General features: G+C 68.9%; 26 protein-coding genes and 1 tRNA gene. 19 read left to right on the forward strand and 8 right to left on the reverse strand.

Annotated features, from left to right (window positions below; genetic code table 11):
* The first annotated feature begins 328 nt into the window (after positions 1-328).
* The 9 genes from G4D77_RS05910 (at position 329) to G4D77_RS05950 (ending at position 8,022) form a co-directional block, all read left to right on the forward strand.
* Positions 329-736, forward strand: a complete 408-nt coding sequence (locus G4D77_RS05910; protein ID WP_213757921.1) for a hypothetical protein — start codon at positions 329-331, stop codon at positions 734-736.
* Positions 737-1,222 (forward strand): hypothetical protein, encoded by a 486-nt coding sequence (locus G4D77_RS05915; protein WP_213757922.1) that lies wholly within the window; start codon positions 737-739, stop codon positions 1,220-1,222. It begins immediately after the preceding gene.
* A gap of 57 nt (positions 1,223-1,279) precedes the next feature.
* Positions 1,280-2,473, forward strand: coding sequence for a phage tail sheath subtilisin-like domain-containing protein (locus tag G4D77_RS05920; RefSeq protein ID WP_016450710.1), 1,194 nt, complete (start codon positions 1,280-1,282; stop codon positions 2,471-2,473).
* 63 nt (positions 2,474-2,536) lie between these two features.
* Positions 2,537-3,046, forward strand: a complete 510-nt coding sequence (locus G4D77_RS05925; protein WP_213757923.1) for a phage major tail tube protein — start codon at positions 2,537-2,539, stop codon at positions 3,044-3,046.
* 96 nt (positions 3,047-3,142) lie between these two features.
* The gene (locus tag G4D77_RS05930) at positions 3,143-3,502 is read left to right on the forward strand and encodes a phage tail assembly protein (protein WP_012204507.1); all 360 of its coding nucleotides are present in this window, start codon (positions 3,143-3,145) and stop codon (positions 3,500-3,502) included.
* A gap of 8 nt (positions 3,503-3,510) precedes the next feature.
* Positions 3,511-3,627 carry a GpE family phage tail protein gene (locus tag G4D77_RS05935; RefSeq protein WP_012204506.1) on the forward strand — a complete coding sequence of 39 codons (117 nt, stop codon included), beginning with the start codon at positions 3,511-3,513 and terminating at the stop codon, positions 3,625-3,627.
* 113 nt (positions 3,628-3,740) lie between these two features.
* Positions 3,741-6,569 (forward strand): phage tail tape measure protein, encoded by a 2,829-nt coding sequence (locus G4D77_RS30985; protein ID WP_213757924.1) that lies wholly within the window; start codon positions 3,741-3,743, stop codon positions 6,567-6,569.
* Positions 6,570-6,580: 11 nt separating this feature from the next.
* A complete protein-coding gene (locus G4D77_RS05945) occupies positions 6,581-7,021 on the forward strand; it encodes a phage tail protein (protein ID WP_016450707.1) in 441 nt (146 codons plus the stop codon).
* Positions 7,009-8,022 carry a contractile injection system protein, VgrG/Pvc8 family gene (locus G4D77_RS05950; RefSeq protein ID WP_213757925.1) on the forward strand — a complete coding sequence of 338 codons (1,014 nt, stop codon included), beginning with the start codon at positions 7,009-7,011 and terminating at the stop codon, positions 8,020-8,022. Before G4D77_RS05945 ends, G4D77_RS05950 begins: the two co-directional genes overlap by 13 nt.
* A 48-nt stretch (positions 8,023-8,070) precedes the next feature.
* Here the strand turns inward: G4D77_RS05950 and G4D77_RS05955 are convergent, their stop codons facing one another.
* Entirely contained in the window at positions 8,071-8,403 is a 333-nt protein-coding gene (locus G4D77_RS05955; protein WP_012204502.1) for a helix-turn-helix domain-containing protein, read from the reverse strand.
* Between the two features lie 158 nt (positions 8,404-8,561).
* On the opposite strand from G4D77_RS05955, the gene G4D77_RS30815 reads away from it, so the two are divergent.
* From G4D77_RS30815 to G4D77_RS05985, 6 genes are all read left to right on the forward strand, one after another.
* Positions 8,562-8,711: a hypothetical protein gene (locus tag G4D77_RS30815; protein WP_236884675.1), complete on the forward strand. Its 150-nt coding sequence runs from the start codon at positions 8,562-8,564 to the stop codon at positions 8,709-8,711.
* 61 nt (positions 8,712-8,772) lie between these two features.
* Complete coding sequence (locus G4D77_RS05965) at positions 8,773-9,096, forward strand: Ogr/Delta-like zinc finger protein (protein ID WP_012204500.1); 324 nt, start codon at positions 8,773-8,775, stop codon at positions 9,094-9,096.
* 106 nt (positions 9,097-9,202) lie between these two features.
* The gene (locus G4D77_RS05970) at positions 9,203-9,667 is read left to right on the forward strand and encodes a hypothetical protein (RefSeq protein WP_213757926.1); all 465 of its coding nucleotides are present in this window, start codon (positions 9,203-9,205) and stop codon (positions 9,665-9,667) included.
* 4 nt (positions 9,668-9,671) lie between these two features.
* On the forward strand, positions 9,672-11,654 hold the full coding sequence (locus G4D77_RS05975; RefSeq protein WP_213757927.1) for a replication endonuclease: 1,983 nt from the start codon (positions 9,672-9,674) through the stop codon (positions 11,652-11,654).
* 21 nt (positions 11,655-11,675) lie between these two features.
* Positions 11,676-11,933: a hypothetical protein gene (locus G4D77_RS05980; protein ID WP_213757928.1), complete on the forward strand. Its 258-nt coding sequence runs from the start codon at positions 11,676-11,678 to the stop codon at positions 11,931-11,933.
* A 34-nt stretch (positions 11,934-11,967) separates the two neighbouring features.
* The gene (locus G4D77_RS05985) at positions 11,968-12,174 is read left to right on the forward strand and encodes a helix-turn-helix transcriptional regulator (protein WP_012204496.1); all 207 of its coding nucleotides are present in this window, start codon (positions 11,968-11,970) and stop codon (positions 12,172-12,174) included.
* A 26-nt stretch (positions 12,175-12,200) separates the two neighbouring features.
* Here G4D77_RS05985 and G4D77_RS05990 read toward each other — a convergent pair whose 3' ends face one another.
* From G4D77_RS05990 to G4D77_RS06015, 6 genes are all read right to left on the reverse strand, one after another.
* Positions 12,201-13,508: a type II toxin-antitoxin system HipA family toxin gene (locus tag G4D77_RS05990; protein WP_213757929.1), complete on the reverse strand. Its 1,308-nt coding sequence runs from the start codon at positions 13,506-13,508 to the stop codon at positions 12,201-12,203.
* Positions 13,508-13,921 (reverse strand): helix-turn-helix domain-containing protein, encoded by a 414-nt coding sequence (locus G4D77_RS05995; RefSeq protein ID WP_212646052.1) that lies wholly within the window; start codon positions 13,919-13,921, stop codon positions 13,508-13,510. Before G4D77_RS05995 ends, G4D77_RS05990 begins: the two co-directional genes overlap by 1 nt.
* A gap of 119 nt (positions 13,922-14,040) precedes the next feature.
* Positions 14,041-15,057 carry a tyrosine-type recombinase/integrase gene (locus G4D77_RS06000; protein ID WP_026062098.1) on the reverse strand — a complete coding sequence of 339 codons (1,017 nt, stop codon included), beginning with the start codon at positions 15,055-15,057 and terminating at the stop codon, positions 14,041-14,043.
* Between the two features lie 185 nt (positions 15,058-15,242).
* Positions 15,243-15,329 (reverse strand) — tRNA-Leu (locus G4D77_RS06005).
* A 120-nt stretch (positions 15,330-15,449) separates the two neighbouring features.
* Positions 15,450-18,665 (reverse strand): efflux RND transporter permease subunit, encoded by a 3,216-nt coding sequence (locus tag G4D77_RS06010; RefSeq protein WP_016449589.1) that lies wholly within the window; start codon positions 18,663-18,665, stop codon positions 15,450-15,452.
* Complete coding sequence (locus tag G4D77_RS06015; protein ID WP_154834815.1) at positions 18,662-19,885, reverse strand: efflux RND transporter periplasmic adaptor subunit; 1,224 nt, start codon at positions 19,883-19,885, stop codon at positions 18,662-18,664. The genes G4D77_RS06010 and G4D77_RS06015 overlap by 4 nt, the downstream gene beginning before the upstream one ends.
* Positions 19,886-20,059: 174 nt before the next feature.
* Between G4D77_RS06015 and hpnC the strand changes: the two genes are divergently transcribed.
* From hpnC to G4D77_RS06035, 4 genes are all read left to right on the forward strand, one after another.
* Entirely contained in the window at positions 20,060-20,944 is an 885-nt protein-coding gene (gene hpnC / locus G4D77_RS06020) for a squalene synthase HpnC (RefSeq protein ID WP_017404284.1), read from the forward strand.
* A 67-nt stretch (positions 20,945-21,011) separates the two neighbouring features.
* Positions 21,012-21,857 (forward strand): presqualene diphosphate synthase HpnD, encoded by an 846-nt coding sequence (gene hpnD, locus G4D77_RS06025; protein WP_016449592.1) that lies wholly within the window; start codon positions 21,012-21,014, stop codon positions 21,855-21,857.
* Positions 21,854-23,257: a hydroxysqualene dehydroxylase HpnE gene (gene hpnE, locus G4D77_RS06030; protein ID WP_154834816.1), complete on the forward strand. Its 1,404-nt coding sequence runs from the start codon at positions 21,854-21,856 to the stop codon at positions 23,255-23,257. The genes hpnD and hpnE overlap by 4 nt, the downstream gene beginning before the upstream one ends.
* Positions 23,258-23,382: 125 nt before the next feature.
* Positions 23,383-24,402, forward strand: a complete 1,020-nt coding sequence (locus G4D77_RS06035) for a Bug family tripartite tricarboxylate transporter substrate binding protein (protein ID WP_017404287.1) — start codon at positions 23,383-23,385, stop codon at positions 24,400-24,402.
* A 45-nt stretch (positions 24,403-24,447) separates the two neighbouring features.
* Here the strand turns inward: G4D77_RS06035 and G4D77_RS06040 are convergent, their stop codons facing one another.
* Positions 24,448-25,131 (reverse strand): GntR family transcriptional regulator, encoded by a 684-nt coding sequence (locus G4D77_RS06040; RefSeq protein WP_016449595.1) that lies wholly within the window; start codon positions 25,129-25,131, stop codon positions 24,448-24,450.
* Positions 25,132-25,288 lie beyond the last annotated feature (157 nt).

The raw sequence follows: 25,288 nt of genomic DNA on the forward strand, positions 1-25,288 counted from the left end.
TCGGCAATCCACCTCCTAAGCGATACCCCTTTTCAATCCTCAAGCTCCGGCGCCCTACGCGGCCGGGGCTTTGCCGTGCTTGGTCGGCACAACAAGTCAGCGCCAAACCAAGCCTCTGTGCAGCCCTCCGGCACAGCCAAGGTCGCTGGTGCCCAAGCCCCCACCGCGAGAACATCAATGCAACCCGGGCGCAACGCCAGCGGCCTTGCAGGCTGCAGGCGCCAACCCGGCCAGGACAACCAGGCCGCCTTGGCTGCATGAACTTCAGCATGACACAGACCATCACTGTCGATTCCATCAACACCGCAGCTTGCGCAAAGGTGCCTGCATGAGCCTGGATGCCGTCATCAGTGCCGATCTGGTGAAGACGCGGGCGGATATTGCTGCGTTGAGCAGCGCCGTGGCAGCCACCCGCAGCGAAGTTGCAGGTCTGACTATCCAAATGAGCAACGGCAGTGCAATCAAGAGCATTCAGCGAGGCATCATCATCGTTGCCCCCATTGAGAAGAGCATTGGGCGCACCATTGCAGTAGCAGCAGTTAATCCAAGCAAAAGCCAACTCAATCTACTGGGGATCTGCGGATATGGCTATTCGAGCACCTCTATTGCCGGTTGCTTCAACGGCCGGATACAACTCATATCCTCAACTTCTCTGGAGGTGAGGTTCGGCAGCTATGCATGGACAGGAGAAACTACAGAACTGAGCTGTAGCTGGGAACTGGTGGAGTACAAATAAATGCCCCACCACTACGCCCAGCTCACCCCCGCCGGCGTGGCCTTCGCCATCACCGAAACGCACGCCGAGCTCAACGCTCCCGACCTGCTCCCTCTGCCCCGCTACGACACCTCGGTGCTCGGCCGCCGCTGGACGGGCACGCACTGGGAAGACGTGGCGCAAGCCTTGCCTGAAGACCAGGCAGCGTCCAACGAACCCGCCCCCCGCCACATCACCCCCCACGCCCTGCGCCGCCGCTTCACCGTGGTCGAGCGTACGGCGCTGGAGTGGGCGGTGGTGGACCGTGCCGAGGCGGGCGAGGCCGATCGGCTCAACGCGGCCACGCTGCGCTCGCTGCTCAAAGACATCGAGCAGGCGCGGCAACTCGATCTTGACGACCCCGAACTGGCCGACAGCCTGCGCCGGTTCGAGGCCTTCGGACTCATCGCCGCGGGGCGGGCCCAGGAGATCCTGGCCGGCCCCGTACTAGCCCACGAACAGCCGTGACCACCCCTTTTTGACGACAGCCCCACGGCCCAACCACCCCCCAACCCGGAGAACACCATGGCGACAGCCCCGTTCCATCATGGCATTCGCGTCACGGAAGTGAGCGAAGGCATCAATTCCATCCGCATCGTGTCCACGGCCGTGATCGGCCTCGTGGCCACGGCCAGCGACGCCGATGCGGCCACTTTCCCGCTGAACCGCCCGGTGCTGGTCACCAAGGTCGATGCGGCCATCGGCAAGGCCGGCACCAAGGGCACGCTGGCCCAGGCGCTGAACGCCATCAAGGAGCAGTGCCGCCCGGTGCTGGTCGTCGTGCGCGTGGCCGATGGCGAAGGCGCCACCGAGGCCGAGCGCCGCACCGACCAGGACGCCAAGGTCATCGGCACCACCGCCGGCAACCAGTACACGGGCCTGCAGGCGCTGCTGGCGGCCCAGGCCCAGCTCGGCGTCAAGCCGCGCATTCTGGGCGCACCGGGCCTGGACAGCCAGGCCGTGACCGACGCGCTGGCGTCCGTGGCCATCAAGCTGCGCGGCTTTGCGTATGCGGCGGCCATCGGCAACGATGTGGCCGAGGCCCAGGCCTACCGCGAGCACTTCGGCCAGCGCGAGCTGATGCTGCTGTGGCCCGGCTTCAAGGCGCTGGACCTGTCCACCGCCGCCGTGCAGGACGCCTCGCCCGTGGCCTACGCCCTGGGCCTGCGCGCACGCATCGACCAGGAGCAGGGCTGGCACAAGACGCTGTCCAACGTGCCGTTGTCCGGCGTGCTGGGCATCTCGCGCGATGTGCACTGGGACCTGCAAAGCCCCGATACCGAGGCCGGCATCCTCAACCAGGCCGGCATCACCACGCTGATCCAGAGCCAGGGCCACCGCTTCTGGGGCTCGCGCACCTGCACGGACAGCGAGTTGTTCCGCTTCGAGTCCAGCGTGCGCACCGCGCAGGTGCTGGCCGACACCATGGCCGAGGCGCATTTCTGGGCCGTGGACAAGCCCATGCACCCCAGCCTGGTCAAGGACATCCTGGAAGGCATCAACACCAAGTTCCGCGAACTGAAGGCCCTGGGCTACATCCTGGACGGCAAGGCCTGGTACGACGAAACGGTCAACGAGACCGCCACGCTCAAGGCCGGCAAGCTGGTGCTGGACTACGACTACACGCCCGTGCCTCCGCTGGAGGACCTGGGCTTTCGCCAGCGCATCACCGATCGCTACTTCGCCGACTTCGCCCTGCGCGTGGGCACCGGCCAGTAAACGGCGGCCGCACCCGACACACCCAATACACCGAACACACCGGATACACAGGAGAAAAGCACCATGGGACTGCCCCGCTCTCTCAAGAATTTCGCCACCTTCGTGGATGGCAACTCGTACATCGGCGACATGCCCGAAGTGGGCTTGCCCAAGCTCACCCGCAAGATGGAGAAGTACCGCGCCGGCGGCATGAACGGCGAGGTCAGCCTGGACTTCGGCATGGAGGCCATCGAGGCCGACCTGACCGCTGCCGGCTACATGAAGGAATTGATCTCCACCTGGGGCACGCTGCGCCACGACGGCGTGCTGCTGCGCTTCGCCGGCGCCCTGCAGGGCGATGACAGCGAAGGCGTGGACTCGCTGGAAGTGGTCATGCGTGGCCGCTTCTCGGAGTTCGACCCCGGCAAGGCCAAGGCCGGCGACAAGACCGAGATCAAGTACAAGCTGGCCGTCAGCTACTACCGCCTGTCCATCAACGGCCAGGTGCTGATCGAGATCCATCCGGTCAACTTCGTCGAAGTCGTCAACGGCATCGACCGCCTGGCCCAGGTCCGCGCCGCGCTGGGCATCTGAGCCTGGCTCGTCTGACCTGACCTCACCGGGCCTCACCGGGCCCCCGGGCCGGCCGGCCCGGTCCTCACTTTCCCTTCACCCGAACGCTGACACACCATGGACACCACCAAGCCCCAGGAAGACCTCCAGAACCAGGCTGCCGCCAATGCGGCCGCCCTCGCATCGGGCGATGCGCGCGAGATCACGCTCGACGTGCCGCTCAAGCGCCCCGGCGGCGACCTGGCCCGGGTGCTGGTGCGCCGCCCCAATGCCGGCGCGCTGCGCGGCCTGTCGCTGGTCGAGCTGCTGCACATGAACGTGACCGCGCTGCAGACCCTGCTGCCGCGCGTGACCGAGCCCATGCTGCACAAGGCCGAGGTGCTGCAGCTGGACCCCGCCGACCTGGTGACCCTGGGTACGGAGGTGGCCTCTTTTTTGGTGCCGAAGGCGCAGAGGGAGCAATTCCCGAGCGCGTAGAGGACGCCATGGCCGACCTGGCCATGGTCTTCCACTGGCGGCCGGCGGACATGGAGGACATGTCGCTGGCCGAACTCGGCCAATGGCATGAACGGGCGCGCGAGCGCTACGAAAGCCAGGACTGAGCCAGGACTGAGCACCACCTCCACTCCATCGCCCGCCTCTCGCCCCTCTCTTGCACGCCCCTTGCCCATGACCTCCATCCAACGCCAACACCGCACCGGCCAGGGAGCCCTCCATGGCCGTTGACACCCTGCGCCTGGACGAGGTGCTCAAGCAGGCCGAGCGTGTGCACCAGCCCCTGGCGCTGCTGGGCAGAACCAGCAGCAACACGGCCAGGGAACTCAAGGAAACGGTCGACCAGTTGAAGAAGCTGCAGCAGCAGCAAACCCAGCTGGGCGACTACCGCGCGCTGCGCAGCGGCCTGGCAGACACCACGGCACGGCTGCGCGGCGCGCGCCAGCAGATGGCCCAGCTGCGGCTGGAATCGGGCGCGGGCGAGCAGCCCTCGCGCGCCATGCTGCGCGCGCTGCGTTCGGCCCAGGTCGAGGAGGAGCGCCTGGCGCTGCTGCGCGCCACGCAGCGATCGCGCCTGATGGACATGCGCGAAGGCCTGCGCGGCGCGGGCGTGGACACGGGCAACCTGTCCGCGCACGAGCGCAAGCTGCACAACGACATCCGCGCCACCACGGCCCAGATGGAAAAGCAGCGCAAGGTGGTGGCACCGGCCGCCCAGCGGCTGGAGAGGATCGACGCCCTGCGCGAGCAGAGCAAGACCCTGGCCGATCGCGGCCAGGCGCTGCGCGAGACGGGCGGCAAGATGCTGGCGCCCGTGCGCGCCGTGAGCCAGGCCTTCATGACCGACGACCAGGCCGCCGCACAGCTGCGCGCCACTATGGCGGGCAGCAATGGCAAGCCGGGCGCCGATTACCAGCAGGTGCTGGACTTGGCCAAGAGCCTGGGCACCGACATGCCCGGCAGCACGGCCGACTACATCGCGATGATGAACCAGCTGCAGCGCCAGGGCGTGTCCTCCCAGGATGTGCTGGGCGGCGTGGCCCGGCAGGCGGCCAACCTGGGCGCGGTGCTGAACATGCCTGCCAAGGAGGCCGGCGAGTTCGCGGCGCAGCTGCAGCAGGCCACCCGCGCAAGCGCGGGCGACATGGCCGCACTGGCCGACACGGTGCAGCGCACCTCCCACCTGGGACTGGACCCCACAGGCATGGTCAAGGGCCTGGACGCCATCGGCAAGGCCCTGCCGCAGCTGGGACAGCAGGGCGCAAGGTCGGGACAGATGTTTGCGCCGCTGCTGCTCATGCTCAACGACGCCAGCATCAGCGGCGAGGCCGCGGGCAAGGCCGTCGGCAACCTGGTCAAGAACTCCATGGACCCGGCCAAACTGGGCCAGGTCAACAAGATGCTCGCGAGCCAGGGCGTGTCGCTGGACTTCAAGGACGCCAGCGGCCAGTTCGGCGGCACCGAGCAGATGATGGCCCAGCTGCAAAAGCTGCAGAGCCTGGGCAGCGACAAGCTGCGCGCCGCTGCGCTGAACAAGCTGGCGGGCGGCGATGCGCAGACGCGCAAGGCCTTGGAGGCGCTGCTCCAGCAGGGCCCGGGCGGCTACCAGCAGATCGCCTCCCAGCTCAAGTCACAGGCGGATATGGATGGGCGCGTGGCCATCCTGAAGGACTCGGTCTCGGCCCAATACGAGTCCGTCAAGGACAGCTACAACGGCCTGTTGAGCGACATGGGCTCGACCATTGAGTCCGACCTCAAGGCCGTGCTGGGCACGCTGCGCGAGATGACCGAAGGCATGCGTGCCTGGGTCAAGGAGCATCCCCAGATCGTGCAGTGGACGCTGCGCATCGTGGCCGTGCTGGGCCTGCTGGTGGCAGGCGTTGGTTTGGTGAGCAGCGTGCTGTTCGGCCTGCTGGCGCCGCTGCTGCTCACGCGCACCGTGTTCGGCCTGATGGGCGCGGCCATGGGCGCAGGCAGCGGTGCCTTGGGCGTGCTCAGGCGCGGCCTGGCGGCCGTGGTCCTGTCGCTGGGCATGATGGGCGGCGGCGGCAGTGCCATGGGCCTGTTGGCCGGCGGCATGCGCATGGCCAGCAACGCTGCGGGCGTGCTCCGGCGCGGCGTGGGCGCCGTGGTCCTGTCCCTGTCCATGATGAGCGGCGGTGGCGGAGCCATGGGTCTGCTGTCGGGAGGCTTGCGCATGGCCAGCAACGCTGCGGGCGTGCTCAGGCGCGGGCTGGGCGCCGTGGTCCTGTCGCTGGCCATGATGGGCCGCGGCGCTGCCATGGGCAGCATAGGCACCGCCCTGGCCGGCGCGGGCCGCGCTGCAGGCCGCATCTTCGGCGGCGGTGCAGGCAAGGGCCGTGCGGGCGCCGTCATGGGCCTGCTGGGCGCCGGCCTGGGGGCCGCAGGAGCCGTCGGCGGTGGCCTGGGCGGCAGTCTGGGTGGTGCAGCCGCATCGCTGATGGGCCTGGTGCGCATGACACCCATGGGCCGGCTCGCAGGCGGCCTGATGGGCGCGGGCGGCTCGATCATGCAGAACTGGGACGGCCTGTCCACCGCCTTCAAGGCCGGCGACTGGAAGGGCGTCGGCGGCACGCTGCTGGAGGCCGGCAAGGCCGGCCTCGATGGCGCCACGGGCGGCCTGTTCGGCGTGGTCTCTGACCTGGCCGGCAAGGGCATCAGCGGCCTGGCCTCGTCGGTGGGCTCATGGTTCAAGTCCGGCGATGCGTCAGCACCCGACCAGGGCCGCGCCGGCGCACTGCGCCAGGGTGTCGCTGCTGCAGCCACGGCGGCCACGCTGGCCACGGGCGCCATGCCGGCCCTGGCCGACACGGGCGCCGTGCGCATCGACAGCCGCCCGCCGCTGGCCAGCGCCGCTGCTCCCGCGCCGGCACCGGCCCCGGTGGCCGGCGCCACCATCCATATCACCGTCAACGCTGCGCCCGGCCAGGATGCGCAGGCCATTGCCCGCGCCGTGGCCGCCGAGCTGGACCGCCGCGAAATGGTCAGGCGCTCCAGCGTGCTGTCGCAGCTGTCGGACATCGACTGAGGAGCATGAGCATGCTGATCACACTGGGCCAGTTTGCCTTCGGCATCGACACACTGGCATTCGACAAGCTGGTGCGCAGCAGCACCTGGCGCCACCCGAGCAACAGCCGCGTGGGCGCGCGCCCCGCCCGCCAGTCGCTGGGCCCAGGCGATGAAACGCTGGGCCTGACCGGCGTGCTCGCACCCGAGTTCCGGGGCACGGCCAAGTCGCTGGACGACCTGCGCGAAATGGCCGACCAGGGCAAGGCATGGGCCCTGGTGGGCGGCGAAAGCATCCTGGGCGCCTGGGTCATCGAGAGCCTGCAGCAGACCGGCACGCACTACACACCGGGCGGCAAGCCGCGCCGCATCGAGTTCGATCTCAAGCTGGCCCGCGTGGACGACCACCTGGCCGAAGGCAGCGGCGGCGTCGATCCCTGGCCCGATGAAGACTTCTGGGAATGGTGGATCTGATGGCCACGCAGGAATACTTGCACGCCAAGCCCCAGTACGAAATCGTCCTGGACGGGCACGACATCACCAGCCAGGTGGACACGCGGCTGATGAACCTGACGCTGTCCGAATCGCGCGGCGAAGAAGCCGACAAGCTGGACATCACGCTGGACGACAGCGATGGGCGCCTGGCCCTGCCGGGCAAGGGATCCAAGATCGCGCTGAAGCTGGGCTGGGCCGGCCACGGCCTGGTCGACAAGGGCACCTACGAGGTGGACGAGGTGGAGCACCAGGGCGCGCCCGACAGGATCGTGGTGCATGCGCGCTCGGCCGAGCTCAAGCGCCAGCTGCGCATGCGCTCCGAGCACAGCTACCACAACAGCACGCTGGGCCAGATCGTGCGCAGCATCGCCCAGCGCAACGGCCTGCAGGTGCGCGTGGACGCGCAGTTCGAGAACCTGCGCGTGGACCACATCGACCAGACCCACGAAAGCGACCTGAACTTCTGCAGCCGCCTGGCGCGGCAGTACGACGCCGTGTGCACGGTCAAGAAGGGCAAGCTGGCCTTCATCGCCATCGACAGCAAGATCACCGCCGGCGGCCAGACCGTGGAGGCCGCCACGCTCACGCGCACCGTGGGCGACAGCCACGCCTACCACACGGCCGCGCGCAACGACTACAGCGGCGTTCGCGCGTACTGGAACGACGCGGATCGCGCCGAAAAACGCAGTGCCACGCAGGGCACCGAAGACAACGAAAAGCGCCTGAAGGACACCTACGGCAGCGAGGCCGAGGCGCAGGCCGCCGCCAAGGCCGAGATGGGCCGCATCAACCGCGCCAAGGCCACCATGGGCCTGAAGCTGGCGCTGGCGCGGCCCGACCTGATGCCGCAGACGCCGCTGAAGCTGCAGGGATTCAAGGCAGAGATCGATGACACGCCGTGGCTGGTCGTCAAGATCCAGCACGAACTGGGCGACGCCGGCTTCACCTCCAAGCTGACGCTGGAGACGCGCGCCAAGTGAGCGAGAGGGGCGGGTAGAGCGCGTCTTGGAGCGGCCGGCGCAGGCCGTTCAGCGCGCGGCCAGGGTCGCCACGGCCATGATGGCGGCGCGGCCCGAATCGTCGGCCCGGCCGTAGCAATCGAGCAGCTCGCGCTCGTCGGGCGCCAGGGTCTGGACCGATGCGTTCGCATGCTGGCCCGTGACCACATACAGGACATCCACGCCCAGGCCTGCCATCACGGCCAGGGCAGCCGCATTCGGCGATTGCTCGCCCTTCTCCCAGGTGGCCAGGGTGCCGCGCGAGACGTCGCAGGCGTCGGCCATGGCGAGCTGCGCCACGTCCAGACGCAGACGCTCTTGCCTCAGCCTTTCACCGATGTGATCGAAATTTCTTCTATTCATCAATTGACATGCTCGAAATTTCGAGCAATGATGCAGTCAGCGTGTAACCAAACCATCCAAACCATCCCAAATACTACATGACAGCCATGCACTCCCCCAGAGCCGTGCCCGGTATCCCTGCGGATCCGGTGCTTCATGACAGGCCCGTGCCACTGCGCATGACGGCATCCGAACGCGAACGCCACGCCCGCTATGCCAGCCGTGAAAGCCGCAGCGCCTCCAACTTCGCGCTGAAGCTGTACCGCATGGGCATGCAGCAGTACGAGCAGCAGATGCCGCCGCTGCCCCAGGCCGATCAGGCGCGATAGCCACCCGCGCCGCCCTGTTCACCGCCTTGTCTTCGATCCCAACTGCCCCCAGGAGCCTGCCATGCGCATGATGTGCCCCCACTGCAACGAACACGCCTACACCCGCACCAGCCTGCAGCTGACCAGCACCAGCCGCGAGACCATCTTCCAGTGCCGCAACTTCGAGTGCGGCCATGTGTTCTCGGCGGTGACCGAGATCAACCGCACCATCAGCCCCAGCGCCATCCCCAACCCCATGGTGATCCTGCCGATGAGCACGCACATCAAGCGCAAGCTGCTGCAGACCCAGCTGGACGCCATGCCGTCCTCGCAATACGAAGGCGCAGCGCACCGCGCAGCCCAGGCGGCCGAATCCGCCCAATCCAGCGAAGGCGCGCGCAGCTAGCGCGGCCGGGGCGCCTTCGCCGCTCCTGACGGCGCCCCACCCGGCGCGCGGGCAGCCCGCCTGCACCGCCGCCACCCCCCCCTTTCCCGCAACCTGCGGAGCCTGCATGAAGGCCCTGCGGGACGCGCTCACCCTGAAACGACCTGGACAGACCATGAAGCTCGGCGACCTGCGCCTTTCCGATCTGATGCGACTGCTGCAGGCAGACGATGCGCCCGCGCCCGAATACCGGCCCGAATACCGGCCCGTGGACCCGCCCGCACTGCCCGAGGCCTACCAGCGCCTGAGCGTCCAGGACTGCCGCATCCGCCTGCGCGAGCTGCAGCGCGAAGCCGCGCAGCGCGCCTCCAACGGCCGCTCGGGCAGCGCCGAAAGCCGCGAATGGGCGGGCCTGGCCAGCCACTACCGCATGGCCCTGGTGCTGCTGGCGGGCATAGACGGCGAGATCGAGGAGCTGGCCCTGCGCGACTGGCGCGAAATGCCGCCGCCCGAGCGCGACGCCATCCGCCGCCAGATCCGCGCGCTGCGCAGCTGCCTGCTGCCGCTGCGCGCGCTGGCCCTGAGGACCTGAGCCCATGTCCGTCCTGCTCGCCGCCAAATCCACCGGCCGCAGGCTGCGCACCGCCAGCCTGCAGCAATGGGATCAGCACAAGCCCCGCCCCCACATGGTCCAGCGCGCCATGCAGGCGCTGGAAAAAGCCTTGCCGCCGCAGTGGCTGCAGCCCATGAAGCTGCTGGGCCTGGGCGACTGGCAAAAGGGCGCGCAACACGCCAACGGCCAGCCCGAGTGGGCTGCCTGCCACGACGCGCTGGCCGCCATTGACGACTTTGCCAGCCGCCACGGCCGTGCGGCCGAATGGAATCTGGACGACTACGAGATCTGCCAGATGGCCAGGCGCCTGAGCGACGAAGTCGGTGAGCTCGACGCCGGCGCCCAGGCCCAGAACATGGACCTGGCCGCACGCGTGGACCTGGTGCGGCTGATGCTGCGCATGCTGGGCCTGCAGGAAAGCACGCCGCTGGCCGGCGAGCCCGCCATCCGCCGCGCGCTGGATGCCGCCTGGTGGCGCCGCATGCTGCGCCGCCACGTCACGCGCACCGTGGAGGCCGGTGCCGTCAAGCTGGGCATCGTCAACCGCAGCGCCGGCGGCTATGCCAGCAATGCCACCGTGCGCCGGCGCACCGCGCAGATCGAACGCAACGCCCGCGCGCTGGAGCGCAGCCTCTACCGAAACGAGGCCGGCCAGGTCTTCACCCTGGCCGAGCTGGCCGCGCTGTCGCCGGCCAACCCCGTGATCCGTGGCGGCGAGCTGATGACGCGCATCCGCGGCGCAGAGGAATATGCCGACGCGCGCAGCCACGTCGGCCTCTTTCTCACGCTGACGGCGCCCAGCCGCTTTCACGCCGTCACGCTGGGCAGCGGCGGCCGTCCCCGCCCCAATCCGCATTACGACGGCCACAGCACGCCGCGCGATGCCCAGCTGTGGCTGCGCACCATGTGGGCGCGCGTGCGCTCGCACCTGGGCCGCCAGCGCATCGCCATGTACGGCATCCGCGTGGCCGAGCCGCACCATGACGCCACGCCGCACTGGCACGCCCTGGTCTGGGCCGAGTGCGAGGAGCACGCCCGGCACATCGAGGCCGCCATCCGCAAATGGTGGCTCAGCGAAGATGGCGACGAGCGCGGCGCCCAGCGCAACCGCGTCCACGTCAAGCGCATGACCGGCGGTGGCGCTGCCGGCTACGTGGCCAAGTACATCGCCAAGAGCGTGGGCCATGCGGCCCTGGCCGACCACCTGGACGTGGTGCAGGGCCGCCTGTGGGATGTGGAGCAGGGCGGCATGCCCGGCCACCGCCGCGTGGACGCCTGGGCCGCCTGCTGGGGCATTCGCCAGTTCCAGGCCGTGGGCATGCCCAGCGTCTGCGTCTGGCGCGAGCTGCGCCGTGTCAGCAAGGACCAGGTCGAACAGATCCGCATCGACGGCGACAAGGCCAGCTGGAAGGCCTGGGGCGCCAGCCACCGCCACGGGCCCGACATCCCCGCCGACTGGCGCCGCTACATGGAAGCCATGGGCGGCCACTGCCTGGCCCGCGACCGCTGGCACCTGCGCATGGCACGCCGCCCCGTGCCCGCCGGCGCCGTCAACCAATACGGCGAGGCCATCGCGCCCGGCTGCGGCCGCGTGGTGGGCCTGGAAACCCGGCGCGGCCAGTGGCTGGTCTCGCGCCGCATCGCCTGGCGCAGCGTGGCTCGCGCCACGCTGGAGTTCCAGGAAACCCACGGTGCAGAAAGCGTCGAGGGCGCCGAGGGCGCCGAGGTCGCCGACGTGGCCCCGCCCACCTTGCCCGCCCGCGCGCCGCTGGCGCGCGCTTGGACTGGTTTCAATAACTGTACGGCCCGGCTCACGGGCCACACGCTGCGCGCCCTCATCGGCCGCGGCGGGCACCAGCGCGAGGACCGGGCCAACCCGGCCGGGCCCGATTCGGGTGCCGATTCAGTGCTGCACCGCCCCGCATCCGGCGCCACGCCATCCAACCACCCTTTCTTGACCAGCTGATCCACCCCAGGAGGACCCACCATGCACCACAACATCACCGCCCTGCGCAGCTACCGCGCCACCCTCATCCCCCATGGCGTGGACGCCGCGCAGCTGGATCAACTGGCCGACGCCCGCCTGCTGCCCGTGCTGCGCCTGAAAGCGGCCAGCGCCAGCCACGCCCAGGCCTGCGCCCTGCTGGCCAGCGGCCGGCCCGTTCTGCGAGTGGAGCGAGTGGAGCGAGTTGAACGTGTGGAGCGCAAGAAGTCAGGCAAGTCCATCACGCCGCGCCAGGCCTGATCAAGCCCCGGACACGACATCGGAGAACACCGCAATGACGCAACAGAACATGGAACTCTTTCACAGCGCCCCGCGCCTGGACACCCAGGGCATCGCCAACTACCTGGGCCTGAGCCGCGAGCACGTCACCGCGCGCCTGACCAAGCGCCCGGACTTTCCCAAGCCCTTCATCAACGCCAGCCGCCGCATCCGCTACTGGCGCATGGCCGACGTCAAGGCCTGGGCCGAGGGGCGCCGGTGAGCCGGCACCAGGCCATCGCCGTGCGCTCAGTAATCGCTGCCCGCAAGAAAACGGCGTGCCTGGTCGCGCGCCCCGTCGAAGATCTGCCGGGCCATAGGCTGCGGCACGCTGGCCGGCAGGCGCGGCTGCAGCCGGGCTATGGCGCCGTCCAGCGCCTCGACCATCTCCACCATGCTTTCCCACAGGCCTGCGATGCGCGTGGTCTCGGCCAAGGCCTTCCAGTGGCGGCGCTGGATCTCGGCCAGGCGGTAGTGGCGGCTGCGCCCCGGCAGGGCCATGGCCATCCTGGCGCGCTGGCGGGCAATCTTGCCGTGGCCGTGACCGATGATGGGCCAGGCCGACAGCACGTCGTACAGCGGCGTCATCTCATAGCCGCCGCCCGGCTGCAGAAACACAGAGAAATTCTTGGCATGCCCGTCCGTGGCCGCCAGCAGCCAGAACGCCAGCTGGGCCATCACGAAGCGGGCGCAATCCTGGGCAGGCTCGCTGCCATGCTGCAGCACCTGCAGGCACTGCAGCATGCCGGGCCCGCCATGGGTCTCGTACTTGTTTGCGCTGGCAACGCCGCGCACCTGGCAGAAATCTTCCTGGGGCAGACGCGCAATCCAGCCCTGGGCCGTCCAGGCGCGGTCAAAGCGCTCCACGCACAGCACCTGCTGCCCGCCAAAGGTCTCGATGCTGCTGTCGGCCACGGCAAAGCCCAGCTCGGCCAGCAGGCGGGCGCACAGCCACTCATTGGCCACTGACTCGCTCAGGTCGTAGTGCCAGTGCGGCACCACGCCGATGGCCGGCTTCAGGATATGCGTGGTCGGCGTCGCACCCAGCGGGCGGCACCACTGGCCGCCATGGCGCAGCACCGCCGTCTTCTCCTGCGCACCGGCGATGGACAGCCGGAACTCCTGGTCCACCTCCAGCGCGCCAAACCCGCCACCCAGGCTGGCCAGGTGCTCTGCAATCTGCGCCTCGCTCAGCGGCTCGAAGCGCACCTGGTCAAAACCGTCGGGCACGGCCCCCTCGGGCAGCAGCTGCACGGCACCCACGCAATCGCGGCCAATGGCCTCCAGCAGCGAAAACGCATCGATCCCGCGCAGCCCGAAGCGCTGGTGAATGCGCCGGCGAATGCCCTCGCCATCCGGCAGCAGGTTGTCGAAATAGTGGGCCACCACCTCGCCCGCCACCGTCAGGTCGCGGGTGAAGGGCATGGACAGTGACAGCGGCCGCGCATGCGCACTCTGCGGCCAGGCCGGGTCATAGGCGAACACATGGCGGCCCGTGCGCGTGACCTCCCAGGTGCCCACCCGCTCCCCATTCATCCAGACGCCCAGCGCCGCCATCACCAGGACCCTTTCGGCTTGCGGTCCTGCCAGTGCGGCGGCAGCGCCTGCGGCTTGAAGGCCACGGGGCGGTCGGCGGGCTTGCGGGGCACGTTGTCACCCGCGTACGGTTGTGGAGCGGGCTCGGCAACCTTCGACGCAGCAGGTCCAGGTACAGGCACAGGCACAGGTGCAGACGCAGGAGAAACCACCGCATCCGCCCTGGGCCGCATGAGCAGATCGGCATCCAGCAGCTGCAGGATCTCCATCAGCTGGCGCACGCTGATGGCGGCCGGGTCACGCTCTATCGCCGCCACACGCGACTGGGACACGCCCAGCCGCTGTGCCAGTTCAGCCTGGCTCACGCCAGCGGCCTTGCGCAGCGACTTCAGGTGCAGCGCAAGCTGATCGGGCAGTTGCAACAGGTGGTCCATGGTGTTCTCCTGGCCAGGGCATTCAAAATATCATCTCAAGATGATGAATTGAAATTATCACTCCAGAATAATATTGTCAAGATATCATATTGGAGTGATATTTCTGGCAGCCATCCTGCCTACAACCGTGCCGCGATGTCCTCGGCCGTCTCTCGGTAATAGGTATTGAACAGCTCGTTGATATCCACGTGACCGCTGATGCGGGCCAGCGTCATCACATCCACGCGCTTGCTCAGCCAGGTCAGCGCCGTGGCGCGCAGGTCATGGAAGCGCAGGCCCTGCACCATCACGCGGTCGCGCAGCTTGCGGTAGAGCGTGTCACGGCTGGCGTCGCTGATGGTCCAGTAGGCGTCGCGCCCGGCAGCCTCGGCGGCGGCGTCCAGCACGCGCAGCAGGCGCACGGCACGGCGCGTCAGCGGCACATGGCGCTCGCCCACCTTGGCCTCGGTCTTGTGGTGCGGCAGGTGGTAGACCCGGCGCTTGAGATCCACATTGCTGCGGCCCATGCGCAGGATCTCGCCGCTGCGCATGGCTGTGTGCAGGGCCACCAGCATGGTCCAGGCCGTCTGCTCCATGGCGGTGACAGGCGCCAGGCGCGGCGAGACATTGGCCGAGCGCAGCATGCGCCGCACCTCGCTCCACTGCCCCGTGCGCCGGCGCGCATGGGACTTGGCCGGCAGCTTGATCTCCGGCCAGGGGCTCTTGCCCACCCATTTCCACTGCTTGACCGCCAGCGTCCAGATCGGACGGAACTGCTGCGCCTCGCGCAGCACGCTGGCGCCGGAGACCTGCTGCAGCCGCGCATCGCGCCAGCGCGCCAGGTCGTCGCCCGTGATCTCGTGGAACACCTTGGCCGCCAGCTCGGGAAACTCGCGCAGCCAGGCATCGAAGCGCAAATGGTCGGCCCGCGCCGTGCTGGCCGTCTTTTTGTCGGTGACCTCGCGCCGATAGCGCTCCACCGCCTCGGCCAGCGTGCGCCGCGGAAACTCCCCGCGCGCCCCGGCCAGAATGGCCGCCTCCTCGGCCACGGCCCATCCCTGCGCCTCGGCCTTGGTCGCCCGCGTGGCGGTGCGCCGGATGCCCGCACGCTCCACCTCGGCCCGCCAGCCGTTCTTCACCTTCCGGAAATACGCCATCCCACCTCCTGCCGCCCGCGCGAGATCACAAGCGGGATCTGCGCGGGATTGTGATGTGATTTTGCGCTGTTTTGTGCCGGTTTCAACCTGTTCCGTTTTGCAGCGGAGACCCAGAAAAAAAGCCCGCCTCCTCTACAGGAAGCGGGCTTGAGCAGTGTTCGCCGCAGTTGAGCGGCGTTGGTGCGTGGTGCGCGGGGGGGGACTCGAACCCCCACACCATTGCTGGCGTCAGGACCTAAACCTGGTGCGTCTACCAATTTCGCCACCCGCGCTGGTTCTTGGGGGAGCCGCCTGCGCGGCGGCTCCTAGGTCAGGGCGCAGATTCTAGCCGCAATTGCGGGGTGCATTGCCATACCCCGGATTTGAGCGGCGGCCTCCGCGTTTTCGCTGCATCAATGCGTGGGCTCGCGGCGCACGCGGAACACGGCGGCGTACATGGCCGGCAGCGCCAGCAGTGTCAGCACCGTGGCCACGATCAGCCCGCCCATGATGGCCACGGCCATGGGGCCCCAGAACACGCTGCGCGACAGCGGGATCATGGCCAGCACGGCGGCAGCGGCCGTCAGCACGATGGGGCGCAGGCGGCGCACGGCGGCTTCGATGATGGCGTCCCAGGCCGGCACGCCGCGCGCGCGGTCGGTCTCGATCTGGTCGATCAGGATCACCGAGTTGCGCTGGATCATGCCCATTAGCGCCACCACGCCCAGCAGCGCCACGAAGCCGAAGGGCCGGCCCAACAGCAGCAGCGCCGCCGCCACGCCGGGAATGCCCAGCGGCCCGGTGATGAACACCAGCAGTGAACGACTGACACTGCGCAGTTGCAGCATGAGCAGCGTGAAGGTGAGGAACAGCATCACCGGCACGCCGGCAACGATGGCGTCCGAGCCCTTGGAGCTTTCCTCCACGGCGCCGGCCACATCGATGCGGTAGGCCGTGTCGCCTGCGGCGTGCCAGCGCGCCTCGATCTCGCGCAGGCCCGGCAGCAGCGCATGGGTCAGCGTTGCGCCCTGCAGGCCCTCGCGCACATCGCCCTGCACGGTGATGGCGAACATGCGCTTTTCTCGCCACATCACGCCGGGTTCCCAGACCATCACGGGCTTGGCGATCTGCGTGAGCGGGATCGACTTGCCCGATGCCGTGGGCAGGTAGGCATTGGCGATATCGGTGATGGCGTCGCGCTCCGAATACGGCGTGCGCAGCACGATGTCGATGAGCTTGTCACCCTCGCGGAACTGGCCCACGGTGGAGCCGCTGAGCATGACGCGGGCCGCCTGGGCGATGGCCTGGCTGCTCACGCCCAGGGCGCGCGCCTTGTCCTGGTCCACCTCCAGGCGCACGGCCTTGACGGACTCGTTCCAGTTGTCGTTGACGCCGCGCATGTCGGCGTTGGCGATCATGGCCTGCTTGACCTCGTCGGCATAGGCCCGCAGCTTTTGCGGGTCGGTGCCGGAGACGCGGAACTGCACCGGATAGGGCACGGGAGGCCCGTTGGGCAGCAGCTTGACGCGGCCGCGCACCTCGGGGAACTCCTGGGCCAGCAGCGCCGGCAGCGCCTTGCGCAGCCGCTCGCGCGTGGGCAGGTCCTGGGCCACCAGGATGAACTGCGAGACGTTGTTCTGCGGGAACACCTGGTCCAGCGGCAGGTAGAAACGCGGCACGCCCGAGCCTACCCATTCGCTGACCGTGCGCACGCCGTCGAGCTTCATGAAGCGCTCTTCCACGCGGCGCGTGACGGCCTCGTTGGCGGCCAGCGACGTGCCTTCGGGGAACCAGATGTCCACCAGCACCTCTGGCCGGCTGGAATCCGGGAAGAACTGCTGCTGCACGCGCGACATGCCCACCAGGCCCAGCGCGAAGACCAGCACCGTGATGGCGATGGTCAGCCAGCGGTGCGTCACGCACCAGTTCACGGCGCGCCGGAAGCGGTTGTAGAACGGGCTGTCGAAGACCTCATGCTCGGCTGAGGACGCATTGAGGTTGGTCTCCTCGATGGGCACCTCGCCCGAGGCCACCTCGGGCGGCAGCGTGGCCGCGTGCGGCGGGCGCTTGAGCAGCAGCATGCCCAGGTAGGGCACGAAGTACACCGAGGCGAACCAGCTGAGCACCAGCGCAATCACCGTCACCGCGAAGATGGCGAAGGTGTACTCGCCCGTCATGGACTTGGCCATGCCGATGGGCAGGAAGCCCGCCGCCGTGATCAGCGTGCCGGTCAGCATGGGCTTGGCCGTGATCTCGTAGGCAAAGGTGGCAGCGCGGTACTTCTCGTAGCCCTCCTCCATCTTGCGCACCATCATCTCCACGGCAATGATGGCATCGTCCACCAGCAGGCCCAGCGCGATGATCAGCGAGCCCAGCGACACCTTGTGCAGGCCGATGTTCCAGTACCACATGGCCAGGAAGGTCGCGGCCAGCACCAGCGGAATCGTGATGGCCACCACCAGTCCCGGGCGCGGATCGATGTACCAGCGCTTCCACAGCGGCTGGTGGCCCTCGCGCTTGTGCAGGCCCAGGCTGATGAAGCTCACGGCCAGCACCACCACCACGGCCTCGATCAGCACCTGCAGGAATTCGTTGACCGAGTCGGCCACGGCCTTGGGCTGGTCCTGCATGTTGGCCAGCTCCACGCCCGCCGGCAGCGTGCGCGCGATGTCGCCCACGGCGCCGCGCAGGGACTTGCCCAGGCGGATGATGTCGCCGCCCTTGGTCATGGACACGCCCAGCGCAATCGTCTCGCGCCCCTGGTGGCGCACCTTCACATTGGCCGGATCGGCATAGCCGCGGCGGATCTCGGCGATATCGCCCAGGCGCAGCTGCGCGCCCGATGCGCCGCGGATGGGCATGGCGCGCAACTCGTCCACCGCCAGGAACTGGCCGGCCACGCGCACCTGCACGTCCTCCCGCGGCGTCTGCAGCACGCCTGCGCCCTCGATGGCGTTTTGCTGGCCCAGCTGGCCGAGCACCTGGTTCATGTCCAGGCCCAGCTGCGACAGGCGGCGCTGCGACAGCTCGATGTAGACCTTCTCGTCCTGCACGCCGAACAGCTCGACCTTGGCCACATCGGGCACGCGCAGCAGCTGCTGGCGCACGTCGTCGGCCATGGTCTTGAGCTCGGCGTAGCTGAAGCCGTCGGCCTGCAGGGCGTAGATCACGCCATAGACATCGCCGAACTCGTCATTGAAGAACGGCCCCTGCACGCCCTGCGGCAGGGTGTAGCGCATGTCGCCGATCTTCTTGCGCACCGTGTACCACAGCTGCTGGACATCGCCGGGGCGCGAATTGTCCTTGAGCTGGAAGATGATCAGCGACTCGCCGGGCTTGGAGTAGCTGCTGATCTTGTCGGCGTAGGGCACCTCCTGCAGCGTACGCTCGATCTTGTCGGTGACCTGCTCGGCCATCTGCTGCGCCGTGGCGCCCGGCCAGTTGGTGCGCACCACCATGGCGCGGAAGGTGAAGGGCGGGTCTTCGTCCTGCCCCAGCTGGAAGTACGAGGCAAAGCCCAGCAGCAGCAGCACGACCATGAAATAGCGCGTCAGCGCCACATGGTCCAGCGCCCAGCGCGAAAGATTGAAGTGCCCGCCCTGCGGCGCCTTGTGCTTGGGCCCGCTCATTGGGCCGCCCCGCTGGACGCAGCACCTGCGGAAGCTGCGGCACCTGCGGCGGCAGGCGCCTGTGCCGGCTGCTGCGTCTTGTCATACCGGTCCTGATAGACCGTGACCTTCTGCCCAGGCGTGAGCACATGCACGCCGGCGGCCACCACCTGCATGCCGGGCGTCAGGCCGGCGGCAATCACGGCCTCGTTGCCATCGGCCGTGGCCAGTTGCACGGGCTGCAGCTTGACCGTGCTGCTGGCGGCATCGAACACCCACACGGCCGTGCCCTGGCCGCCGCCGCCTTCCTGGCGCAGCGCGGTGGTGGGCAGCTTGATCACGGGCTGGCCCGTGGGGCCCATGCCCTCGGGCAGCGCATGGACCGTCGCGCCCAGCGGCGGCACGGCGGCTGCGTCCGAAGTGGGCAGTGCCACCTTCACCTGGTAGGTGCGCGTGACCGGATCGGCACTGGCCGCCACCTCGCGCACCTGGCCCTGCAGCGGCTGCATGCCGGCCGACCACGGGCGCACATTCACTTTCTGGCCCACGCGGATGGCGCCGCGCTTGTCTTCGGGTACCACGAACACAACGTCGCGCGGGCCGTCCTGGGCAATGCGCACCACGGGCGAGCCGGCCGACACCACCTGGCCCGGCTCGGCGTCTATGCCGGTCACCACGCCGGGCACATCGGCCAGCAGTTGCGCATAGGCCTCCTGGTTGCTCTGCGATGCCAGCTGCGCCTTGGCCTGGTCCAGCGTGGCCTGGGCGGACTTGAGCGTGGCCTCTCGCCGCTCCAGCTCCGCACCGCTGATGAAGTTCTGCGCCTTCAGCTGCGAGTAACGCCTCACATCGGCGGCGGCAAGATCGCGCTGCGTGGTCGCGGCCGCCACCTGGGCGCGCGCGGCGTCAGCTCCCAGCCGGTAGTCGCTGGCATCGAGCCGCGCCAGCAACTGGCCTGCCTGCACGTGCTGGCCCAGTTCCACCTCGCGGCGCACGAGCTTGCCGGCCACGCGAAAGCCCAGGCGCGACTCTATGCGCGCGCGCACCTCGCCCGCGTATTCCAGTTGCGTGTCCAGCGCGCCCACGCCTACAGTGAGCAGCTTGACGGCGCGCACCGGCTCGGGCGGCGGCTCGGCCTTGGAGCAGGCGCCCAGTGCCAGCGCGGCGGCCAGGCACAGAGGGGCAAGAAGAAGATGGCGCGGCAAAGCGCGCGCGGCAGGGTTCGATGGCAAGTCGGGCATGTGGATCCGGGAGGGCTGGTGCGAAAAGCGGCTGCGGGCTGCAAGATCCGGGCAACATGCCGCGGCAGCTGGCTGGCGCCGTTTACTGACTGACGGGTTAGTAATTTAGGAGAAGCCCTTGAGCCCGTCAAGTGAAATGCATGGCCTTGCGCGCAGCATCGACAATCGGCCACCGTGAAGTCCACCGCTCCCACCCTGCCCGCCTCCCCCGCCCCGGTCACGCACTACGAGAACTTTCCCGTGGCGTCCTGGCTGTGCCCGCCCCGCTTGCGCCCGCCGATTGCCGCGCTCTACCACTTCGCACGCACTGCAGACGATCTGGCCGACGAGGGCGACGCCACGCCGTCCGAGCGCCTGGCTGCGCTGGCCGCCTACCGTGCCGACCTGATGGCGCTGGGCACCGAAGGCGAGGCCTCCATGCTCGCCCGCACGGCCTGGCCTCTTGTCTTTGCAGGGCTGGCGCCGCAAGTACGCGCCCACCAGCTGCCGCTGGCGCTGATGGACGACCTGCTCAGCGCCTTCGCACAGGACGTGCGCAAGACCGATTCCGGCACCACCTACGCCGACCGCGCCGAGCTGCTCGACTACTGCCGCCGCTCGGCCAACCCCGTGGGCCGGCTGCTGCTGCATCTGTACGGGGTGGATGATGCCGAATCGCTGGCCCGCAGCGACGCCATCTGCACCGCCCTGCAGCTGATCAATTTCTGGCAGGACTTCAGCGTGGACCTGCCACGCCAGCGCCACTACCTGACCGATGCCGACTGCGCCGCCCATGGCGTGCGGCGTGAAGACCTGCGCGCCGAGCCCGCTGCACTGACCCCTGCCGTGCGCGCACTGTTGGCCGAGCAGTCGGCCTGGGCGCGTGCACTGATGCAGTCCGGCGCACCGCTGGTGCACCACCTGCCGGGCCGCATCGGCTGGGAGCTGCGCCTGGTCGTGCAGGGCGGGCTGCGCATCCTGGACAAGGTCGATGCGCTGCAGGGCGCCAGCCTCTACCGCCGCCCCACCGTCGGCAAGGCCGATGCGCCGCTGCTGCTGTGGCGCGCCCTGCGCATGTGATGGCGGGCCGGCCGTTGCGACACCCAGGCTTTGGCCCCCAGCCGTCCATGGGACAATCCCGCCCCATATGAATCCGGATCAGTACGTCCAAGACAAGGCTGCCGCCTCGGGCAGCAGCTTTTATTACGCCTTCCTCTTCCTGCCGCGCGAGCGCCGTGCCGCCATCACCGCCTTCTATGCGTTCTGCCGCGAAGTGGACGACGTGGTGGACGAAGTCTCCGACCCCGGCGTGGCCGCCACCAAGCTCGGCTGGTGGCAGAACGAAGTGCACCAGGCCTTTGCAGGCAAGCCCTCCCATCCCGTGATGCGGGCGCTCATGCCGCATGCCCCGGTCTACGCCATCGAGGAGCGCCACCTGCAGGCCGTCATTGACGGCTGCCGCATGGACCTGGAGCAGACCCGCTACCTGGACTTCCCGGGCCTGGCGCGCTACTGCCACCTGGTCGCAGGCGTGGTCGGCGAAGTGGCCGCGCGCATCTTTGGCCAGACGCAGGAAGAAACCACGGCCTACGCCCACAAGATGGGCCTGGCCTTCCAGCTGACCAACATCATCCGCGACGTGGGCGAGGACGCCATGCGCGGACGCATCTACCTGCCCATCAGCGAGCTGCAGCAGTTCGACGTCAAGGCGCATGAGATCACCAAGCGCGAATACTCCGACCGCTTCACCGCGCTGATGCGCTTTCAGGCCGAGCGCGCCCACCGCCTCTACGACGAGGCCCTGGCCCTGCTGCCCGCGGCCGACCGCCGCACGCAAAAGCCCGGCCTGATGATGGCCAGCATCTACCGCACCCTGCTGCGCGAGATCGAGGCCGACGACTTCCGCGTGCTGCACCAGCGCATCAGCCTGCCGCCGCTGCGCAAGCTCTGGCTGGCCTGGAAGATGCAGGCGCTGGGGCGCATGGCGCGGTGAGCAGAGACAGCGCCAAAGACAAGCCGCGCACCTCTGTGCCTCGCGCCGCTCAGCCGCGCGCCGCCATCCTCGGCGGCGGCTGGGCCGGCTTCGCGGCCGCCCTTGCGCTGGCGCGCAGCGGCTGGCACATCACCCTGCACGAGGCCGCACGCGAGCCCGGCGGCCGTGCGCGCGGCATGGACCTCGACACGCCACAGGGCCCGCTGCGCGTGGACAACGGCCAGCACATCCTCATCGGTGCGTACACCGAAAGCCTGCGCCTCATGCGCGAGGTGGGTGTGGACCCTGAACGGGCGCTGCACCGCCAGCCCATGGCCCTGCCCTACGCCGATGGCAGCGGCCTGCGCTTTCCCGACTGGCCTGCGCCGCTGGATGCGCTGGCCGGCATTGCCACCGCACGCGGCTGGAGCCTGGGCGAGCGTGCAGCCCTGCTGGCGCGTGCCGTGCGCTGGCGGCTGGCGGGCTTTCGCTGCGTGCCGCAAGCCACCGTGGCCGACCTGTGTGCCGGCCTGCCGCAGCGCCTGGTCAGCGAGTTCATCGACCCGCTGTGCATCTCGGCGCTCAACACACCCATTCACCTGGCCAGCGGCACGGTGTTCCTTCGCGTGCTGCGCGATGCGCTGTTCAGCGGCCGTGGCGGCTCGCATTTCCTGGTGCCGCGCCGTGACCTGGGCAGCCTGTTCCCCGCGCCGGCCGCGCAGTGGCTGCAAGAGCGCGGCCACGCCGTGCGCCTGGGCAGCCGCGTGGCCGAACTGCAGCCCCAGGGCCCGCACTGGACGCTGGGCGCAGCCCAGGCCGAAGACGCGCCCTTCGACGCCGTGCTGCTGGCCTGCCCCGCGCCCGAGGCGGCGCGCCTGGCACTCACCGCTGCCGAGCACGACAGCCTGCCTGCACGCGACGGCATAGCCCTGCAGCGCTGGGCGCAGCTGGCCCAGGACCTGCAGCACCGCCCCATTGCCACCGTCTATGCGCAGACCTTTGACGCCTCCCACACATTGCCCCCGGGCGCGCCCTGGCTGGCGCTGCGCTCCACGCCCGATGCGCCTGCGCAATTCGTCTTCGACCGTGGACAACTCGGCGGCCCGCAGGGCCTGATGGCCTTCGTCATCAGCGACAGCGCATCGGACCGCGAAACCCTGCAAGCCCAGGTGCTGGCCCAGGCCCAGGCGCAGTTGGGCTGGCATGGACTGGTTGCGCTGCGCACCGTGATCGACAAGCGCGCCACCTTCGCCTGCCTGCCCCAACTTCAGCGGCCCGGCGTGGAGCTGGGCCACGGCCTGTGGGCCTGCGGCGATCATGTGGACGGGCCGTATCCGGCCACCATCGAAGGCGCCGTGCGCAGCGGCATGCAGGCTGCCGCGGCCGCGGCCGCAGCCCATCGCACAGCACACACCGACTGACCCCCGGGTATCTCCGTAGCCTGCGGACCCCGGTTTGACAGCAGATTGACAGCCGCCAGCGCCACCATCGCTGGCGCCGCATCTGCTGCGGACCATCCACTACAACGATATCCAGGAGACCAGACATGCCTTCGCGCGACTTTCTTCACCACGCAGACCTGCCCCCGCTCAGCCGCCGCCAACTGCTGGCCGGCACGGGCGCCATGGCCCTGTCTGGCCTGCTGCCTGCGGCCGCGCTGGCGCAGGACGCCTGGCCCACGCGTCCCATCCGCTTTGTCGTGCCCTTTGCGCCGGGCGGCAGCTCGGAAATCGTGGCGCGCTCCACGGCCGCCGAGCTGTCCAAGACCCTGGGCCAGAACGTCTTCGTGGACAACAAGCCCGGCGCGGCCGGCAACATCGCCATGCAGGAAGTGGCGCGCGCCGATGACCAGAGCACCGTCATCCTGGGCCACATCGGCACCCTGGCCGTCAACCCCTACATCTTCGACAAGCTGCCCTACGACGCCAACAAGGACTTCCAGCCCGTCAGCCTGCTGGCCAAGGTGCCCAGCCTGTACGTGGTCCACCCCGATGTGCCGGTCAAGAACCTGCGTGAACTCATCGCCTATGCCAGGAAAAAGCCCGGCCAGCTCAGCTACGGCTCGGCCGGCAATGGCAGCGCCGGGCACCTGGCCTTCGAGTACCTGAAGATGACGGCCGAGATCTTCATGCTGCACGTGCCCTATCGCGGCACGGGGCCCATGATGACGGACCTGATGTCGGGCCGGCTGGACGCCGCCTCGGTCGGTGCCGCCGCCCTGCTGCCCTTCATCAAGGCGGGCAAGGTGCGCTGCATCGCCACGGGATCGACCCAGCGCCTGCCCCAGTTGCCCGACGTGCCCACCGTGGCCGAGCAGGGCTTCCCGGGCTTCGAGATGACGCAGTGGTACGGCATGCTCGCCCCCTCCAGCATGACCAAAGCCCACGTGGACAAGCTGGCCGCCGAGTGCGCCAAGGCCGTCAAGGCGCCGGACGCGCTCAAGCGCCTGCAGGGCGATGCGGCCGAGCCCATCGGCAGCACGCCCCAGCAGTTCGCGCAGTTCATTGCCTCCGAGCAGACACGCTGGCAGAAAGTGCTCAAGCGCGCCCAGGTCAAGCCGGACTGAGCGCACACGGACTGACACTCCCAGGTACAGGCGCAGGCCCCGGCATCAGCTGGCCGGGCCAGCCTTCTCGGCCATGGCGCGCAACACGCCCTGGCTGGCCTTTTGCACATGCTCGGCGCTCAGGCGCGCAGCCTGGTCCGCGTCACCCTGCTCTATTGCCGTCACGATGGCATCCAGCTCGGCCAGCGTCTGCGGCAGGCGCCCGGGCTGGGACATGGAGATGCGCCGCAGCACCGTCACGCGGTTGTTCAACTGCCGCAGCATCTGGCCGGCCACCAGATTGCCGCAGCCCTCGATCAGGATGTCGTAGAACTGGTTCTTGATCGCCAGCAGGGCCACCTTGTCGCTGGCCACGGCGGGCACGGCCAGCTCGCCCAGCTTGGCGCGCAGCGCGGCGCGCTGGCCTGCCGAGGCATGCAGCGCAAAGCCCCGGCTGGCCAGGCCCTCCAGGCTGGCCCGCACCTCGTAGATATCGCGCACTTCCTGCACCGAGATGTCCGTGACCTCGGGACCCCGGTGCGGAACGATGGTGATCAGCCCCTCGGCCTGCAGGTGCTGCAGGGACTCGCGCAGGCACGAACGGCTCACATCAAGGCTCTCGCACAGTTCGCGCTCGGACAGCTTCTGGCCCGGCGCAAACACGCCATCGAGGATGGCCGTGCGCAGGGTCTGCGTCGTGCGCTGGCGCAGCGACGTTTCTTCGCGGGGGACACGCAGCATCTGGTTCATGGGACGAATCCTACCCGCCAATCCAGGGGCCGGACGGACTGACGGATTGTCATACACACACCTGGCCCGGCAGGCAATCCCGATTTTCATCAAGTAGGATTGTCTGACAATCTGATTAAATCCATTCCACCGAAAGACACCTTCACCGCCTTCCATC

The organism is Delftia sp. WY8 (genome assembly GCF_018437695.1).
Taxonomy (GTDB): Bacteria; Pseudomonadota; Gammaproteobacteria; order Burkholderiales; family Burkholderiaceae_C; genus Comamonas; species Comamonas tsuruhatensis.